This is a genomic window from Actinacidiphila acidipaludis (assembly GCF_019890725.1).
In the GTDB taxonomy this organism is placed as follows: Bacteria; Actinomycetota; Actinomycetes; order Streptomycetales; family Streptomycetaceae; genus Actinacidiphila; species Actinacidiphila acidipaludis.
In genome coordinates, this window is the sequence record NZ_JAINZZ010000006.1 from 109,123 (window position 1) to 125,972 (window position 16,850).

The 16,850-nt window shown below is 72.7% G+C and carries 14 protein-coding genes, 1 tRNA gene and 1 other RNA gene; 4 read left to right on the top strand and 12 right to left on the bottom strand.

Going from position 1 to position 16,850, the window contains the following annotated elements; translation table 11 throughout:
- Nucleotides 1-112 precede the first annotated feature (112 nt).
- From K7862_RS07600 to K7862_RS07610, 3 genes are all read left to right on the top strand, one after another.
- A complete protein-coding gene (locus K7862_RS07600; protein WP_222961785.1) occupies nucleotides 113-676 on the top strand; it encodes a TetR/AcrR family transcriptional regulator in 564 nt (187 codons plus the stop codon).
- A gap of 295 nt (nucleotides 677-971) precedes the next feature.
- On the top strand, nucleotides 972-1,430 hold the full coding sequence (locus K7862_RS07605; RefSeq protein WP_222961786.1) for a universal stress protein: 459 nt from the start codon (nucleotides 972-974) through the stop codon (nucleotides 1,428-1,430).
- Between the two features lie 641 nt (nucleotides 1,431-2,071).
- The gene (locus tag K7862_RS07610) at nucleotides 2,072-3,922 is read left to right on the top strand and encodes a S9 family peptidase (RefSeq protein ID WP_262412795.1); all 1,851 of its coding nucleotides are present in this window, start codon (nucleotides 2,072-2,074) and stop codon (nucleotides 3,920-3,922) included.
- A gap of 147 nt (nucleotides 3,923-4,069) precedes the next feature.
- Here the strand turns inward: K7862_RS07610 and K7862_RS07615 are convergent, their stop codons facing one another.
- The 9 genes from K7862_RS07615 to ffs all read right to left on the bottom strand — a co-directional run bounded on the left by K7862_RS07615 (nucleotide 4,070) and on the right by ffs (nucleotide 13,339).
- On the bottom strand, nucleotides 4,070-4,909 hold the full coding sequence (locus tag K7862_RS07615) for an SURF1 family protein (protein ID WP_222961664.1): 840 nt from the start codon (nucleotides 4,907-4,909) through the stop codon (nucleotides 4,070-4,072).
- A 101-nt stretch (nucleotides 4,910-5,010) separates the two neighbouring features.
- Nucleotides 5,011-6,087: a hypothetical protein gene (locus tag K7862_RS07620; RefSeq protein WP_222961665.1), complete on the bottom strand. Its 1,077-nt coding sequence runs from the start codon at nucleotides 6,085-6,087 to the stop codon at nucleotides 5,011-5,013.
- A 32-nt stretch (nucleotides 6,088-6,119) separates the two neighbouring features.
- On the bottom strand, nucleotides 6,120-6,836 hold the full coding sequence (locus K7862_RS07625; RefSeq protein ID WP_372461516.1) for a SigE family RNA polymerase sigma factor: 717 nt from the start codon (nucleotides 6,834-6,836) through the stop codon (nucleotides 6,120-6,122).
- Nucleotides 6,837-7,181: 345 nt separating this feature from the next.
- Nucleotides 7,182-8,456, bottom strand: a complete 1,275-nt coding sequence (locus K7862_RS07630; RefSeq protein ID WP_222961666.1) for an aspartate kinase — start codon at nucleotides 8,454-8,456, stop codon at nucleotides 7,182-7,184.
- A gap of 180 nt (nucleotides 8,457-8,636) precedes the next feature.
- On the bottom strand, nucleotides 8,637-9,365 hold the full coding sequence (locus tag K7862_RS07635; protein ID WP_222961667.1) for a DUF5063 domain-containing protein: 729 nt from the start codon (nucleotides 9,363-9,365) through the stop codon (nucleotides 8,637-8,639).
- Nucleotides 9,358-9,957: a recombination mediator RecR gene (gene recR / locus K7862_RS07640; protein WP_222961668.1), complete on the bottom strand. Its 600-nt coding sequence runs from the start codon at nucleotides 9,955-9,957 to the stop codon at nucleotides 9,358-9,360. The genes K7862_RS07635 and recR overlap by 8 nt, the downstream gene beginning before the upstream one ends.
- A gap of 30 nt (nucleotides 9,958-9,987) precedes the next feature.
- Nucleotides 9,988-10,323 (bottom strand): YbaB/EbfC family nucleoid-associated protein, encoded by a 336-nt coding sequence (locus tag K7862_RS07645; RefSeq protein ID WP_222961669.1) that lies wholly within the window; start codon nucleotides 10,321-10,323, stop codon nucleotides 9,988-9,990.
- 184 nt (nucleotides 10,324-10,507) lie between these two features.
- Entirely contained in the window at nucleotides 10,508-13,042 is a 2,535-nt protein-coding gene (locus K7862_RS07650) for a DNA polymerase III subunit gamma and tau (RefSeq protein ID WP_308011891.1), read from the bottom strand.
- A gap of 200 nt (nucleotides 13,043-13,242) precedes the next feature.
- Nucleotides 13,243-13,339: signal recognition particle sRNA small type (ffs, locus tag K7862_RS07655), an RNA gene on the bottom strand.
- Between the two features lie 73 nt (nucleotides 13,340-13,412).
- Here ffs and K7862_RS07660 point away from each other — a divergent pair.
- Nucleotides 13,413-13,500, top strand: a tRNA-Ser gene (locus tag K7862_RS07660).
- A 64-nt stretch (nucleotides 13,501-13,564) separates the two neighbouring features.
- Here the strand turns inward: K7862_RS07660 and K7862_RS07665 are convergent.
- The 3 genes from K7862_RS07665 to K7862_RS07675 all read right to left on the bottom strand — a co-directional run bounded on the left by K7862_RS07665 (nucleotide 13,565) and on the right by K7862_RS07675 (nucleotide 16,504).
- Nucleotides 13,565-14,830: a tyrosine-type recombinase/integrase gene (locus K7862_RS07665; RefSeq protein WP_222961671.1), complete on the bottom strand. Its 1,266-nt coding sequence runs from the start codon at nucleotides 14,828-14,830 to the stop codon at nucleotides 13,565-13,567.
- Nucleotides 14,831-14,915: 85 nt separating this feature from the next.
- Nucleotides 14,916-15,149 (bottom strand): helix-turn-helix domain-containing protein, encoded by a 234-nt coding sequence (locus tag K7862_RS07670; RefSeq protein WP_308011892.1) that lies wholly within the window; start codon nucleotides 15,147-15,149, stop codon nucleotides 14,916-14,918.
- Nucleotides 15,150-15,352: 203 nt separating this feature from the next.
- The gene (locus K7862_RS07675) at nucleotides 15,353-16,504 is read right to left on the bottom strand and encodes a DUF3631 domain-containing protein (protein ID WP_222961672.1); all 1,152 of its coding nucleotides are present in this window, start codon (nucleotides 16,502-16,504) and stop codon (nucleotides 15,353-15,355) included.
- Between the last annotated feature and the right edge of the window lie 346 nt (nucleotides 16,505-16,850).

Genomic DNA, 16,850 nt, shown 5'->3' on the forward strand with positions numbered 1-16,850 from the left:
GCCGGCAGCGGCGGGGACCTCCGACCCGACCGCCACCGGCCCGACCGCCCCCGGCCCCGCCGCCACCGGCCCGGCCGCCCCCGGCCCCCGCACGTACGGCCCGCGTGAGCGCATGGTGTTCAGCGCGGCACAGCTCATCCGGCGGGACGGCGTCGCTTCGACCGGCATGCGGGACGTCGCCGCGCACGCCGAGGCGCCCCGCGGCTCCCTCCAGCACTACTTCCCCGGCGGCAAGGAACAGCTCGTCAACGAGGCGGTGGCGTGGGCCGGGCGGTACGCGGGCCGGCGCGTCGCCCGCTTCCTCGCCGCCATGGACCAGCCCACGCCCGGTGGGCTGTTCGCGGCGATGGTCCGGCAGTGGACGGACGAGTACGAGACCCTCGGGTTCGGCTCGGGCTGCCCGGTGGCAGCGGCGACCGTGGACTGCGCCGAGTCCGTCGCCTCGACCCGGACCGCGACGGCCGCCGCGTTCGCGACGTGGAACGCCCCCGTCACCGAGGCCCTGACCGGCATGGGCGTCCCGGCCACGCAGGCGCCCGCGCTGGCCACGCTGATGATCAGCACCCTGGAGGGCGCCATTCTCATCGCCCGCGCCGAGCAGGACGTGCGGGCGCTGCGGACAGTGGCCCGCGAGCTGGGGCCGATGCTGGACGCGTGCGTGGTCCGCGACGCGTGAGGTGACCGTTCCGGCCGGGGGCCCGGTCCTGACCCAGCGGTGGCGAACAGTGGAGCGCCGCACCCGAACGAGTGGTTTGCGCCGATCTGCGGCCTGTGCGTGTTCCGCCTAGGGTTTGGCCTGCGGGCTGCCGCCGGGCGGCGCATCCCCCGCGCCTGGCCGCAGCGCCCGGCTTCCGCGACGCGCAAGGAGAGGTGCCATGGCCGAGCCGATTTCCGAGCCCGACGACGTTCCCGCGGAGGGCCCGCTGCAGGACCCGGGCAGCGCGGCGACGGCGCCCACCGCCGAGTCGGCGATGCGTCCGGGCAGGATCGTCGTGGGCGTCGACGGCTCGGAGCCGTCCCTCGAAGCCCTGCGCTGGGCGGGCCGGCAGGCGTCGCTGACCGGTGCCGCGCTGGAGGCGGTCATGGCGTGGGAACTGCCGAGCCACTGGGGCTGGGGCGGTCTGCCGGGTCTGCCCGAGGACTTCGACATGGAGGAGCCCGCCGCCGAGGCCCTGTCGGAGGCGGTCGGCAAGGCGCTCCCCGCCGAGCAGGCCAGGAGCGTCAGCCAGGTGATCGTCATCGGCAACGCGACCGAGGCGATCCTGGACCGGGCCGAGGGCGCCGAACTGATCGTCATGGGTGCGCGCGGCCTGGGCACCTTCCGCGCCACCCTGCTCGGCTCGGTGAGCAACTCCGTGATGCTGCACGCGTCGTGCCCGGTCGTGGTGGTGCGGGGGGCGGCGGAGCAGTCGGAGGTGAGCGGGCAGTAGGGGTTGCGGGCGGGGCCCGCCTCGGCGGGAGGGTGCCGGGCGGTACGGCGCCCGGCGAGACGGCGCCGGGCGAGACGGCGTCCTGTCGGACGGGACGGTACGAGGCAGTACCGCGTCCAGCCGGACGGGACGGTACGAGGCGGCACGGCGTCCAGTACGACGGACAGCGCCGGACGGTACCGCGTCCAGCCGGACCGGACAGCCCCGGGCAGTACCGCGTCCAGCCGGACGGGACAGCCCCGGGCGGCACGGCGTCCAGCCGGACCGGACGGTGCCGGGCCGGAGCGGGTGGCGCCGCAACTGGGTGACTCTGTGGCCGTGGGGCCGGGCCGCCCCCGGCCACCCCGGGCCGCCCGCGGACCGCGAGCCGCAGCCCGCACCACCGCCAGGGGTCGCAGCCTGAGCCACCGCCCGGGAGCGCAGCCCGCACCGCTGCCAGAACTGCCCCCAGCCAGGGCAGGGGCGACCCCGGGTAACACCGCAACGGGCCCGGCCGCCCGGACCGGCCCCACCCCCTCCCCGACCCCTCCTGTTGCTTTCGTCACGCTCTGCCACCGCCCCCACCTGCGGGTTCCGGGCGTTGTCCACAGGCTGCGCCGAGGGCCTCACCGAATGTGCGTGCAGCGGAGCATCATGGGTGCATGAACGAGATCACCGGATCCACGGGTGGATCCATGCCGGAGGCCGGCGCCATGCCGGAGTGGGAGAAGCGGTTCCGCGCGCCTCGCGTCGGACTCCCTGAGTGGGCCGAGGACGCCCCGCACCGCAGCCTGTTCGTCTCGAACGTGACGGGGACGTACGAGCTGTACGCGTGGGACCGCACCGAGGGCGGGCGCCGTCAGGTCACCGACCGGCCGAACGGCACGACGGAAGGCACGCTGAGCCGCGACGGCGAGTGGGTCTGGTGGTTCTCGGACACCGACGGCGACGAGTTCGGCGTGTGGATGAAGCAGCCGTTCGGCGGCGGTGACGACATACCGGCCGCGCCGGCCCTGGCCCCCTCCTACCCCGCGGGTCTCGCGCTCGGCGTGGGCGGCGTCGCGGTGGTGGGCCGCTCCACGGACGACGAGGGCACCTCGGTGCACGTCGTGCCCGCCGACGGCGGCGAGCCGTACGAGATCTACCGGCACGAGGAGTCCGGCGGCGTCGGCGACATCTCCGAGGACGGCACACTCGTCGTCATCGAGCACACCGAGCACGGTGACGCGATGCACAGCGCGCTGCGGGTCGTGCGCGTGGCCGACGGCTCCACCGTCGCCGAACTGGACGATACCCAGGGCGGCACCCGCGAACTCGGCCTCGACAGCCTCGGCTTCGCGCCGGTGACGGGCGACGCGCGGCTGCTGGTGGGCCACCAGCGGGCGGACCGCTGGCTGCCGATGATCTGGGACACCTCCACCGGCGAGGAGACCGCCCTCACGATCGACCTGCCCGGCGACGTGCACGCCGAGTGGTACCCGGACGGCTCGGCGCTGCTGGTGGTGCACGACTTCCACGCCCGCACCCAGATGTTCCGGTACGACCTGGCGGACGGTTCCCTGACCGAGCTGGACACCCCCGCCGGCTCGGTGAGCGGCGCCACGGCCCGCCCGGACGGCACGGTGGAGTACCTCTGGTCGTCGGCCGCGCTGCCGCCGGCGGTGCGCTCCACCGCCGGGCAGATCGTGCTGGAGGCCCCGGGCCTGCGGGCCCCGGACTCCGTGCCGGTCGAGGACGTGTGGGTGGACGGTCCCGGCGGCCGCATCCACGCCTTGGTGCAGCGCCCGGCCGGCGCGGGCACGCCGGACGGTCCCGCCGGGCCGCTGCCGACCGTCTTCGAGATCCACGGCGGTCCGACGTGGCACGACTCCGACGCCTTCGCCGCCGGCCCCGCGGCCTGGCTCGACCACGGCTTCGCGGTGGTCCGGGTCAACTACCGCGGCTCCACCGGCTACGGCCGCGAGTGGACCGACGCCCTGAAGCACCGGGTGGGCCTGATCGAGCTGGAGGACATCGCGGCGGTCCGCGACTGGGCGGTTGCCTCGGGCCTGGCCGACCCGTCCCGGCTGGTGCTCACCGGCGGCTCCTGGGGCGGCTACCTCACGCTGCTGGGCCTCGGCACCCAGCCGGACGCCTGGACGGTCGGCATAGCCGCGGTCCCGGTCGCCGACTACGTGACGTCCTACGCCGACGAGATGGAGGCCCTCAAGGCCCTCGACCGGACCCTGTTCGGCGGCTCGCCCGAGGAGGTCCCCGAGCGCTACGAGGCGTCCTCGCCGATCACCTACGTCGACAAGGTCGCCGCGCCGGTCTACATCAGCGCCGGCATGAACGACCCGCGCTGCCCGATACGCCAGATCGACACCTACGTCGAGCGCCTCCGCGACCTGGACAAGCCGCACGAGGTGTACCGGTACGACGCGGGCCACGGCTCGCTCGTGGTCGAGGAGCGGATCAAGCAGGTCCGGCTGGAGCTGGCCTTCGCCCTGCGCCACACGGGCGGCGCGGCGTAGTCCTGGCGGAGCCCCGCCCGTCCCCGGAGGGGTCCTCCGGGCGGGGCTCCGCCGAACTCGGCGGCCGGGTGCGGTGGCTGGATTCGGCGAACAGCCGCGGGGCCCGGCTCGGCGGCCGAGCTCGGGCGGCCGGGTGCGGTGGCCGGTTCAGGCCGAGGTCGTCGCGGAGGGCTCGGCGGGGTCGGCGGCCGGTGCCGGGCGGGGCACCAGGCCCAGGGCGGCGTCCGCCCGCGCCTCGCCCTCGCGGCGGACGAACCGGAACCACATGAAGATCACGAAGCCGGCGAAGACGAACCACTGCCCGGTGTAGCCGAGGTTCTGGAACTCCTTGATGTCCAGCCCGCTGTCCAGCGGCGCGGCCGGGGGCACCGCCTTCAGCGGGGCGCCGGGGTGCGTGTCGGTGATCCAGCCGTTGTAGACGGGATACGGGAGGAGGTTGACCAACGACGCGGCACTGATCATGCCGAGCTGGCCGGACGGCAGCGCGGTGGTGGTGACCCCGGCGCTCTCCGTGGTCTCGGGGTACTGCACGGCTCCGGTGACCGTGACCTGGCCGGCGGGCGCCGCGGGTACGGAACCGCTGTGCGCGGCGGCGGACGCGTCGCCGGGCAGCCAGCCGCGGACGACCGGGAGCGCGGCGCCGCCGGAGACCCGCAGCGGGGTGAGCACGTAGAAGCCGTTGTGGCCGTCGAGGTCGCGGCCGGGGACCAGCAACTGGTGGGCGGTGTCGTAGCGTCCGGTGGCGCTGACCGGGCGTCCCGAGTCGCCGTCGGAGACCTGCGCACTTGTGCCGGGCAGGACCCGGGCCAGCGGCACCGGCGGCTGGGCGGCGGTCCTGCTCTGGTTGTGCTTGGCGGACTTGTGCTGGTCGACGCGCCACTCGAACCGGCTCAGCTGCCAGCTGCCCATGAACACACAGAAGGCGACGGCGAGCAGCGTGAGCACGCTGACCGCCAGCCAGCGGGAGGTGAGCAGGAACCGGTACACGCCACAACGGTACGCGGGCCGGGCCGGTGTGTTGCGCCCGACCCCGGGAGCGGCCCGGCTTTCCCGGGGCCGGCCCCCGGAACCGGCGCGGGCTTCGCACTCTAGGAGGCGGGTGTCCCGTTCGTGGCGGGCAGCGGGGCCGTGGTGTACACCGTGCCGGCGCAGGCGTCCTTGATGACCGGTCCGGTGACCACGGGGGCGCCGGCGGCCGGGGTGTGGTTCAGGCTGACGCTCCCGGAGGCGGGTGCGGCCGGGGTGTCACCGGCGGCGGAGGACCCGCCCGTGCCGGCGGGCGCGCCGTTCGCGTCGGTGCTGCCGGCGTCCGTGCCGGAACCGGCGGTGCCGGTCGCCGTCGGGGTCGCCGTCGGCGAGGGGGGCGGTGTGCTGGGCACCGGGCAGCCGCCGGGGCCGCTGCCGTCGGGCACCCAGGCGAAGGCCACCTCGTAGTCCTCGCCGGGCTTGAGCAGGAGCGGGCCGGCCGTGTCGGGCGCGGGCAGGCCGGACGCGGCGTCACCCGCGGTGTGGCTGACGACCTGGATCCGGGAGGGATCGGCCGATCCCTGGGCCAGCGCCTGGACCACGCCGCCGCTCGGCACGGTGCACGCGGTGTCGGAGACGTTCGCCACACGGAACCAGCCGTAGACCCGGCCGCCGGCGTCGGGTGCGTCGGCGCCGCTGGCGCCCTGCCCGAGCTGTGCGCTGGAGCAGTCCGGCACGGGACCGCCGGTACCGCCCGCGGTGGTGGGCTCGGCGGTGGGCGTGCCGCCCGCGGTGGGGTGCTGCGCGGAGGGGTCGCCGCCCGGGCCCGGCGGTGCGTGGCCCGACGGATCGTCGGCGCCGCCGGGGCTGGTGTGGCCGTCGGTCTCCGGTGAGCCGGTGTGCGACGCGGAGACGCTGGCGGCGGTGGTGCTGGAACCGTTGGTGGTGCCCGCCGCCCGGATCAGCGCGGGCACGGCCGCGCCCATCAGCAGCAGCGCGGCCGCGGCGCCGACCAGCGCCTGACGCCGGCGCTGCCGGCGCACCGGAATGGCCTGACGCAGGTGGTCCAGGGCGGCCGGAGAGCCGTGCAGGCCCTGGACCGCGTCGCGCATGAGGACGCGCAGTGCCGCCTCCTCGGCGGACTCGCCGCCCAGCGGCTCCTCGGAGTGCGAAGAAAGGGGGTTGTTCTGCTGATCCATGGTGTGAGGGTCGTCGGGTCCGTGAGGGGTGGTCATGCCGTCGCCTCCATCGCGACGCGCAGCGCGGCGAGGCCGCGTGAACCGTACGCCTTGACCGAGCCCAGGGAAATCCCCAGGGTGTCGGCGACCTGTGCCTCGGTCATGTCGGCGAAGTAGCGCAGCACCAGCACCTCGCGCTGGCGGCGCTGCAGGGTGCGCATGGCGGCCTTCAGCTGGTCGCGCTCCAGGAGCTCGTAGGCGCCTTCCTCCGCGCTGGCCATGTCGGGCATGGGCTTGGAGAGGAGCTTCAGGCCGAGGATGCGGCGGCGCAGGGCCGAGCGGGACAGGTTGACGACGGTCTGCCGCAGGTAGGCCAAGGTCTTCTCGGGGTCCCGGACGCGGCTGCGCGCCGAGTGCACCCGGATGAACGCCTCCTGGACCACGTCCTCGCACGAGGCGGTGTCGTCCAGGAGGAGGGCGGCCAGTCCGAGCAGCGAGCGGTAGTGCGCGCGGTAGGTCTCGGTGAGGTGGTCGACCGTGGTGCCGACTGCCATCGCGGTGTCAGTGTCCCGACTGTCAGAGGTGGTGGACGAGCTGTCGCCGGTCACCCGCACCGGCCACGGCGCGATCACCGGGAGCCCTCCGGGACCCCGTGCCGGCGCCCCCGCGGCTGTGCCGGCAGCTGCCGTGCGCGCCCGCGGGATCCGCGGGGGCGCCAGAGTGCCGCCCCGCGGTCCGAATGCCGTCTCGATGCCCAATGCCTCCGCCACGACTGTTGGACACACATCCCCCCGCCAGGGTTGTACGCGCAAGTCTCATGACCCGACGGAGCGTCAGATATCTCCATGCGTACCAACTCTTCCTTGCGCCCCAATGCCACCGACGCCCCCCAGGAACACGTACGGCGTGCCACACCACAGGGCGGTGCACTGACACAAAGACGCTCCCCCGCGGCCGGCCGGTTGCAGCCACGGGGGAGAAGATTGTCCAACGTTTGAGCAGCCTGGTTCAAGTGGTCCAGACCAGCAGTTATCGAACTCCGCGTCGGCCGGCGGCCGGTGACCGGCACCCCGCCGCTGTGGTTCAGCGGCGGGAGGCCCGGCTGCGGGGCCGGTTCAGCGGCCGGTACCGCCGTAGACGACCGCCTCGTCGCTGTCGCTGTCGAGCCCGAAGGCGGAGTGCACCGCCTGCACGGCCGGCTTCACGTCGTCGACCCGCGTCACGACCGAGATGCGGATCTCGGAGGTCGAGATCAGCTCGATGTTCACCCCGGCGTTGGACAGCGCCTCGAAGAACGTCGCCGTGACGCCCGGGTTGGTCTTCATCCCCGCGCCGACGAGCGAGATCTTGCCGATCTGGTCGTCGTACCGCAGCGAGTCGAAGGCGATCACCGTCTGCGCCTTGGACAGCGCCTCCATCGCCTTGTGCCCCTCGGCCTTCGGCAGCGTGAAGGAGATGTCGGTGAGCCCGGTGGCCGCCGCCGACACGTTCTGGACGACCATGTCGATGTTGATCTCGGCGTCGGCGATGGCGCGGAAGATCGTCGCCGCCTCGCCCGGCTTGTCCGGTACCCCGACGACGGTGATCTTCGCCTCGGAGGTGTCGTGCGAGACACCCGAGATGATCGCCTGCTCCATCGGCCTCTCTCCTTGGGGTGGTTCGTTGCTGACCCAGGTACCCGGAAGCCCGGAGAACGAGGACCGCACGTGGATCGGGATGTTGTAGCGGCGGGCGTACTCCACACACCGGTGCAGCAGCACCTTCGATCCGGAGCTGGCCAGCTCCAGCATGTCCTCGAAGGCGATCCAGTCCATCTTGCGGGCCTTCTTCACCACCCGCGGGTCGGCGGTGAAGACGCCGTCGACGTCGGTGTAGATCTCGCAGACGCCGGCGTCCAGGGCCGCGGCCAGCGCCACCGCCGTGGTGTCCGAGCCGCCCCGCCCCAGGGTGGTGATGTCCTTCTTGTCCTGGGACACCCCCTGGAAGCCGGCGACGATCGCGATGTTGCCCTCGTCCAGCGCGGTGCGGATCCGGCCCGGCGTCACGTCGATGATCCGCGCCTTGTTGTGCACCGAGTCGGTGATCACACCGGCCTGGCTGCCCGTGAACGACTGCGCCTCGTGGCCGAGGCTTTTGATCGCCATCGCCAGCAGCGCCATGGAGATGCGCTCTCCTGCGGTCAGCAGCATGTCGAACTCGCGGCCCGCCGGGATCGGCGCCACCTGCTCCGCGAGATCGATGAGCTCGTCCGTCGTGTCGCCCATCGCGGACACCACGACGACGACCTGGTGGCCGGCCTTCTTGGTGTCGACGATCCGTCGGGCGACCCGCTTGATGCCCTCGGCATCAGCAACGGAGGAGCCGCCGTACTTCTGCACGACAAGGCCCACGTGCGCTCCTCGCTCAGGGGGGAATGCGGTCAGCCCAGTTTAACGAGCAGGGACCATATGCCCCGGTTGTATCGCATGATGAGACGAGGCGTTCACCACGTGATCATTCGCCGGCTCACGTGCCGCACCCCCGGGCCCTGACAGGCCCCGGCGTGCCCCACTCCCCGGCCCCGGCGGGCCTCAGCGGCGGCCCCGCCGCAGGCCCATGGTGCCCAGCTCGGCCTCCATGACCCGCCCGGCCTCCTGCGCCAACTGCTCCTCGTCGTCCCCGTCGCTGCCGGTGTCCAGCCCGTCCAGCTCGTCCAGCGGGCTGTCCAGCCGGACGTGGGCCACCAGCGACTGCAGCGCCCGCAGCGACGCACTCGCCGTCGGCCCCCAGTTCGACAGGTACGAGAACTGCCACCACCACAGGGCCTCGGACACCCGCCCGGCCCGGAAGTGCGCCAGCCCGTGGGTGAGATCCGCCACCACGTCGGCCAGATCGTCCGAGATGCGGGACGCCACCGGCGTCGACCGCGGCACATACGGGTCGAAGACCTCGGAGTACACGTCGATCGGCTCCAGCAGGGACCCCAGCTGCTGCCGCAGCTCGTCCTCGTCCGGCTCCGGGCCGACGTCCGGCTCGTAGCGCTCGTCCGGCACGAAGTCCTCGTGCGCGCCGAGCCGCCCGCCCGCCAGCAGCAGCTGCGAGACCTCCAGCAGCAGGTACGGCACCGCGCTGTCGGGGTCGTCGCCCTTGGCCACCTCGCGGACCGAGAGGATGAAGCTCTCGATCTGGTCGCCGATCTGCACCGCGAACTCGTCCGGCTCCTGCGGACCCGGCACCGCCTGCTCCAGACCCTTCGTGGCGGTCCCCCCGTTCCGGGAGCCGCGGGGGCCCTGCTTCCTGTTCACCACGGTCTCAGACATCCAGCAACCGCCTCCCTTCGAAGGCCCGCCCCAGCGTGACCTCGTCCGCGTACTCCAAGTCGCCGCCCACGGGCAGCCCGCTCGCCAGCCGTGTCACGCGCAGTCCCATCGGCTTCACCATCCGGGCGAGATACGTGGCCGTCGCCTCCCCTTCCAGATTGGGGTCCGTGGCCAGGATCAGCTCGGTGACGGTGCCGTCGGCGAGCCGGGCCAGCAGTTCCCTGATCCGCAGGTCGTCCGGGCCGACACCCTCGATGGGGCTGATCGCACCCCCCAGGACGTGGTACTTCCCGCGGAACTCGCGGGTGCGCTCGATCGCCACCACGTCCTTGGGCTCCTCGACCACGCAGATCACCGCCGGGTCGCGGCGCGGGTCACGGCACACCCGGCACTGCTCGTCCTGCGCGACGTTCCCGCACACCGCGCAGAACCGCACCTTGGCCTTGACCTCGGCCAACGCGTGCGCGAGCCGCCGCACGTCCACCGGATCGGCCTGCAGGATGTGGAAGGCGATCCGCTGCGCGCTCTTGGGACCCACGCCGGGCAGCCTGCCCAGCTCGTCGATCAGGTCCTGAACCACGCCTTCGTACACGCCGACGCGCCTTCCTCGTGGGTTGTGGGGTCAGAAAGGCAGGCCGGGCATACCGCCGCCCAGCGCCTGGGTGAGCGGGCCGAGCTTGGCCTGCTGGAGCTGCGCGGCGGCGGCGTTCGCGCTGTGGACGGCTGCCACCACCAGGTCGGCCAGCGTCTCGGTGTCGTCCGGGTCGACCGCCTTGGGGTCGATCACCAGCGCCCGCAGCTCGCCGGCCCCGGTCACCGTCGCCTTGACCAGACCACCGCCCGCCGAGCCCTCCACCTCCGCCTCCGCCAGCTCCTGCTGGGCCGCGGCGAGGTCCTGCTGCATCTTCTGCGCCTGCTGGAGCAGCTCCTGCATGTTCGGCTGACCACCGGGGATCACGGTTTCGCTCCCGCCTGTTCCGTGCTGTTCGTACGTGACAGAGCGAGCCTACGTGCTCGTACGGCCCAGCGCTCTACGCCGTACGGAGGATCGGCGCGCCGCGGTCTCAGCCCGGAGGGGCAGACGGCCTCAGCACCGCGGACCACACCGCGCGTGCCGCCACCCGTGCCAACGAAACCGCAGGTCAGCCGTGGTTGATCTCCTCGATGACGGTGGCGCCCAGCTCACGGATGAACAAGTCGTGACCACTGAGTGCGGAGTCCACCAGATCCGGGTCGTCGTCCTCGGGGATGTCGTCCTCGAGCGGCGGCGGCTCCTCGGCGGGGGGCGCCGCCGGGTGCGGTTGCGCGGGACGGGGGGCCAGGGTACGCGCGGCGAGGGCCGTCGCGGCGCCGCCGCCGTGGCCGGGGGCCGCACCGGGAACGCCTCCTGATCCGCCGGGACCGCCGCCTCCGCCGGGACCTCCACCCGGGCCCGCCGCGTTCTGCCCCGGGCCCGCGGGGGCGCCGGGACCGCCCGGGCCGCCGGTCGCGCTGCCCGCGCCGCCGCGGTCGTAGGGCGCCGGGTTGCCGGACGGCTGCTGCGGTGCCGGGGGGCGCGGCGCGGCGCCGCCACCGCCGCCGTAACCACCGCCACCGCCACCACCGCCGCCGGGGTCGACGAGGGTCTCGATCCGCCACGACGCGCCGGCGACCGAGGTGATCGCCTGCTTGAGGACGTCCTCGCTGTCGCCGTTGGCGAAGCTGTTGCGCGCGCCGGGGTTGTCGAAGCCGATCTGCAGCGTCTCGCCGTCGAAACCGACGATGCGGGCGTTGTTGAGCAGCAGCATCCAGGTCAGACGGCGGTGCTTGACGGCCTCCAGGATCTGCGGCCAGAGCTGGCGGACCCGCGACGGGTCGCCGACCGGGGCGGACGCCTGGGGCGCCGGGCGCTGCGGGGCCGCCTGGGCCGCGGGCTGCGGGGGGGCGGCCGGGGCCTGCGGCGGGGATGTCTGAGGCTGCGGTGTCTGGGACTGGGAGGTCTGGGCCTGGGACGCCTGGGGCTGGGCCTGGGGTGCCGGGGCGGGCCGGGCGGCCTCCTGCTGCGGCGCGGCGGGTACGCCCGGCACCGCGGCAGTGGGCCAGGCGCCGGGGCGCGCGGGTGCGGCCGCGGGGGTGCCCGCACCGGATCCGGCTGCCGCGCCCGGGCTGCCCGGGGCGACCGGCCAGGCGCCCGGGCGGGCGGCCTGCGGCTGTTCCTGGGCGCGGGTCTGCGCGGGGGGCGCCTGCTGCTCGGCGGGGTGCGGTACGGGCGGCGGCCCGGGCTGCTCGTGCTGCTCGTACGCGGCGACGGGCTCCGGGGCAGGGGCGGAGGCGGGCGGTGCGGGGGGCACGGGCGCCGGGGCCGCGGGGGGTGCGGAGGGTGCCGGCTCGGGCGCGGGGCGTCCCATCGCGGCCCGGGCCGCGGCCGCGCCACCGGGACCCGCGGGGACACCGCCGCCCTGGGCCGGGCCGGGGAAGCCGCCGTCCGCGAACGCGCCCCCCATGTGACCGGCGCCAATGCCAGCGCCCGCCCCGGCGGAACCGACACCGCGCTCCAGCCGGTCCAGCCGCGCCTGCAGCGACCGCTCGTCGTCGTACGCGGCGGGCAGCAGCACCCGGGCGCAGATCAGTTCCAGTTGCAGCCGCGGCGAGGTGGCGCCGCGCATCTCCGTCAGCCCGGTGTTGACCAGGTCGGCGGCGCGGCTCAGCTCGGCGGCGCCGAAGACCGACGCCTGGGCCTGCATGCGCTCCATGACGTCCCGCGGCACGTCGATGAGGCCCTTGTCCACCGCGTCCGGGACGGCCGCGACGATCACCAGGTCGCGGAGGCGTTCCAGCAGGTCGGCGACGAAACGGCGGGGGTCGTGCCCGCCTTCGATGACCCGGTCCACGATCTCGTAGACCGCGCCGCCGTCCCCGGAGGCGAAGGCGTCCACGACGTCGTCGAGCAGCGCGGTGTCGGTGTAGCCGAGCAGCGAGGTGGCCATGGCGTACGTCACACCGCCGGCGTCGGCTCCGGCCAGCAGCTGGTCCATCACCGACATCGAGTCACGCACCGAGCCCGCGCCGGCGCGGACGACCAGCGGGTACACGCCGTCCTCGACCTGGATCGCCTCGTGCTCGCAGACCTCGGCGAGGTAGTCGCGCAGGGTGCCGGGCGGGACCAGGCGGAACGGGTAGTGGTGGGTCCGCGAGCGGATCGTGCCGATGACCTTCTCGGGCTCGGTCGTCGCGAAGATGAACTTGAGGTGCTCCGGCGGCTCCTCGACCACCTTCAGCAGGGCGTTGAAGCCCGCCGAGGTGACCATGTGGGCCTCGTCGATGATGTAGATCTTGTAGCGGCTGGCCGCGGGGCCGAAGAAGGCCTTTTCGCGCAGGTCACGGGCGTCGTCGACACCGCCGTGGGAGGCCGCGTCGATCTCGATCACGTCGATGGAGCCGGGGCCGTTCCTGGCCAGGTCGCGGCAGGAGCGGCACTCGCCGCACGGGGTGGGCGTCGGGCCCTGCTCGCAGTTCAGGCAGCGCGCGAGGATGCGGGCGCTGGTCGTCTTGCCGCAGCCGCGCGGCCCGCTGAACAGGTAGGCGTGGTTGACGCGGTTGTTCCGCAGCGCCTGCTGCAGCGGGTCCGTGACGTGCTCCTGCCCGATGACCTCGGCGAAGGTCTCGGGTCGGTAGCGGCGGTACAGGGCGAGGGACACGCCTACGAGACTATCCGCGCGGACTGACATCGCGCCCCACCCCTGCCAGGGCCGCCTCCGGTGCGGCACTCCCACCGGCTCGCGGCCTCACCCCGACCTCGCGCCGGCGTCCGGGTCCGCGTCCGGTCCGGGGCCGGGTTCCGCGTCCGGTCCGGGGCCGGATCCGCGTCCGGTCCGGGGCCGGGTTCCGCGTCCGGGCAAGCGAAGACCCCTCACGCACCCGCCAGAGCCCACCTACCCTTGCTGCCTTCCGGCCCTGGGGGAGTTCAGCGAGATAGCGCCACGTGAGGGGCTGAGCCCCACCCTACCCGATCGGATCACCCGGGATCGAGTTCGCTACCACCCCCCTCGGTCTTGTACTGTTTGCCGCGGAGGATTCGCCTAGAGGCCTAGGGCGCACGCTTGGAAAGCGTGTTGGGGGCAACCCCTCACGAGTTCGAATCTCGTATCCTCCGCCAGCTCAGAGGGCCGGACCACATCAGTGGTCCGGCCCTCTTGGCGTTCACAGTCTCAACCGCAGTCTCAACGGGTGCCCGCGGAACTCTCGGAGTCCACCTCTCCCCCGCCCTTGGCCACCTCCCAGATGAGACCACCGACGCGCTCGGCCACATCCCGGAGGATGCCTGCGGTCACGTGCTGGTAGCGGGCCGCCATGGCGGTAGACGACCACCCCATGATCTGCATCACGACGCGCTCAGGGACGCCCAGGATGAGCAGGACGGTAGCGGCGGTATGGCGAGCGTCGTGGAGACGCCCGTCGCGGACCTTGGCGCTGACGAGCAGGTCCTTCCACGTGTCGTAGTCGGTGCTCGGCACCAGAGGCTCACCGAACGGAGACGTGAAGACGAACCCGGTCTCGCGCCACGCGTTGCCGACGCGGCGGCGGTCCCGATCCTGCTCCTCCTTGTGCAGTTCCAGCAGACGGGCGAGTTCGTCGGGCAGGCCGATGACGCGCCGGCCCGCACGGGATTTGGTGTTGGCGGTGTCCTCGTTCTTCCGTACGCGCTGCTTGCAGTACCCCGCCTTACGGCCGCAATCCCCGTCGCAGCCGTGCCGGTATTTCGGACGCAGCCGGTTCATCCGTACGCGGATCACGCCGCGAGTCAGGTCCACGTCCGTCCAGCGCAGTCCAAGCGCTTCCCCTTGCCGCAGACCGAGAGCGAGCGCCACGGACCACCGTGCGCTGTTGGGCAGCTTGGCCGCCTGTGTGAGCAGACGCTGCACCTCTTCGAGGTCGTACGGGTCGATTTCCTCTTCTTCGACCTTCGGGGCCGCCGCGAGCATGGCCACGTTGCGCGTGACGTGGCCACGACGCAGAGCGTGATTCAGAGCCGTCTTCAGCGACCGGTGCACGTGATGGACCGTCGCGGGCTTGCTGCCACTTGCCAGCATCTTCGAGTAGAAGCGTTCGAGGTGTTCCGGTTCCAGCTTGGCCAACCGGTGAGCGCCCAGGCCCGGAATCAGGTGAACGCGCACGTCCACCTCGTATCCGCTGTAGGTCGAATCGCGCACAGAAGGCTTGGCGATCTCCTCAACCCAGTGGAGTAGCCAAGCTTCGAGGGTCCACGCCTTACCGGCCCTGCGCACTTTGCCCGCGTCGCGTTGGGCTTCGAGCTTGCGGACCTTCTTAATAACCTCCGCCTCACTGACCTTGCTCATCACGTGGCGTCGATCGGGCTTGCCGTCGTCTCGGATGCCGACTGTGACGCGGCCGTGCCAGTAGCCGTCCTTGCCGAAGTAGATGGTTGATGCCCCATCGGGGCGCTTCGCTCGCTTTGGCTTGTCCACAGGTCACTTCCGTTGTTGTGGCTGATCGGAGAATGCGCCTGTGGCGTGGCTCCGGAGTCCGGAGCCACGCCACAGGCTGAGGGAGTCAGGCGGCGCGGTGCGCCTCGCGCAGCCGCGCAACGTATTCGGGCAAGGCATCGACCGGAACTCGGCGAAGATGGCCGATGGTCACCGACTCCAGTGCCCCAGTGCGGATGAGGTTGAAGCAGGTCGTCCGACCGATGCGCAGGCGGTCAGCCGCCTCCTCAACCGTGAGGAGAACAAACTTCCCGTTGGCGTCAGGAATCTCGCTGGGAAACTCTGCGATGGCGGTGGTCACTGCGGCTCCTTGTCGCGGTGAGCGGGGGGCGGCCCCCCTCTTCCTCTGGGTCCGCTACTTCCGCTACCTCCGCTACCGCCCTGGTCAGGGGCTTGTGTGTGGTAGCGGATGGGGTAGCGGGTAGCGGATGTGCCGCTACCGGCCGGAGGTCCGACCGGTAGCGGATGTGGCGTGCTGGTAGCGGATAGGTGCGGGGCTTGCCGCTACCTGTCCACCGGGTCTGACCTGCGCGGTAGCGGAGGTAGCGGAAGTAGCGGACTCTCAGGGAGAGGGGGGCAGTAGCGGGTCCACGCGTCGTGCAGGTCGCTGGCGTAGTAGCCCTTGACGACTCCGTCGCCGGTCTTGATGTTGCGTGCCTTGATCGGGTCGTTGTCGGCGGTGACGTACTCCCCGAGGCGCTTGGCCAGCGCCCGGGCGTCCAGGGGCTTGCCGCCGATGTCGGCCCATGGGGAGTCGTCCAGGGAGTTGAGGCTGACCAGGATGTGCGCGGTCGGCATGCGTTCCGCGCCGTTGAAGATCAGCCGCAGGTCGGTGAGCAGCTTGATGCCGATGCTGGCCTTGTCGCTCTGCTTCGCGGCCTTGACCAGCTCCACACAGGCCACGCGGGCCCGCGCCGGCCAGTGCCCGCCTGCCGCGTCGGCCACGGCGAGCAGGGGTTCCCACACGTCCGCGGGCCGGTCGCTCACGCCTTCCGGCATCTCCGGGAAGGCTCCGTCCACCTGCTCTCGGACGCTGGCGGCCCACTTCGCGAGCCGGTCGCGGAGGGCGTGGCCTTCGGGTTCGTTGAGCCGCTTGCGCCACGGCTCGATCACCTCGTTCGGTGCCCGCCTTCGCATCCGCACGATGACGGAGCGGGTCAGGATCGTGTCCGGCAGCGACCCGAGTCCCGCCATGGCCACGGCGCAGAACGACGGGAACTCGGTCGGGGTCTGCGACGATCCGTCGCCGACGCACCGCCACGTGGACGCGCCGCGTCGGTGTCCGGCGTTGATGAATGCCCGGAGTTGTTCGTCTCCTCCGGCCAGTGGGCCGAAGATGGCGTCCACCTCGTCGAAGAGGATGGTGGGGCGGGTCTCGGTCGCGGACACCGCGCGGAACATGGCGTTGGCGGTGGCGTTTGCGGCCATCATCCGGTTCGGGACCAGGGTCTCCATCACTTCCAGGGCCCGGGACTTGCCCGACCCGGGCTCCGGGGACAGGAACGCGATGCGCGGTGTGGAGTCGAACGCGTCGACCAGGTGGGCGTGGGCGTCCCACAGGGCCACGGCGACGTAGGCGGCTTCCAGGGGAAAGACGTTGAAGCGGCGGTGGAAGGCTTCCACCTCGTCCAGCAGGGCAGCGCCGTTCTCGCTCATGCCGCCTGCCTCCTCTCCGGTGCGGGGATGAGCAGCGGGCACACCTCGCGGTGCGCGTTGTGGGTCTCGATGAGGACCAGCACGTCTCGGCGGCCGGAGGCTTCCACGTGCCTGCCGCACAGGCAGTCCGAGGTGGCCCACGGGATCGTGTTCCAGCTCGGGGCCGCGACGACGTGCAACCACGAGACCGGCTGGCGCCCGTCTCTCGGGCGCGGGTCAGGGACAACAGCAGACAGGACGCCTTCGGCGACGACCTTCGGCGCACCACCCGCCGCGGGTGTTCCTGGCGGTGTGGCGGTGCTGAGCTGGTCTGGGGTGGCGGTGAGGCTTTTCAGGCGGGGGGATG

Coding starts and splice junctions, on each gene's coding strand:
- K7862_RS07600 (WP_222961785.1), top strand. CDS start 113: ATGGTGTTCAGCGCGGCACAGCTCATCCGGCGGGACGGCGTCGCTTCG.
- K7862_RS07620 (WP_222961665.1), bottom strand. CDS start 6,087: ATGGATCAGCAGAACAACCCCCTTTCTTCGCACTCCGAGGAGCCGCTG.
- K7862_RS07610 (WP_262412795.1), top strand. CDS start 2,072: ATGAACGAGATCACCGGATCCACGGGTGGATCCATGCCGGAGGCCGGC.
- K7862_RS07635 (WP_222961667.1), bottom strand. CDS start 9,365: ATGTCTGAGACCGTGGTGAACAGGAAGCAGGGCCCCCGCGGCTCCCGG.
- K7862_RS07605 (WP_222961786.1), top strand. CDS start 972: ATGCGTCCGGGCAGGATCGTCGTGGGCGTCGACGGCTCGGAGCCGTCC.
- K7862_RS07675 (WP_222961672.1), bottom strand. CDS start 16,504: ATGAGCGAGAACGGCGCTGCCCTGCTGGACGAGGTGGAAGCCTTCCAC.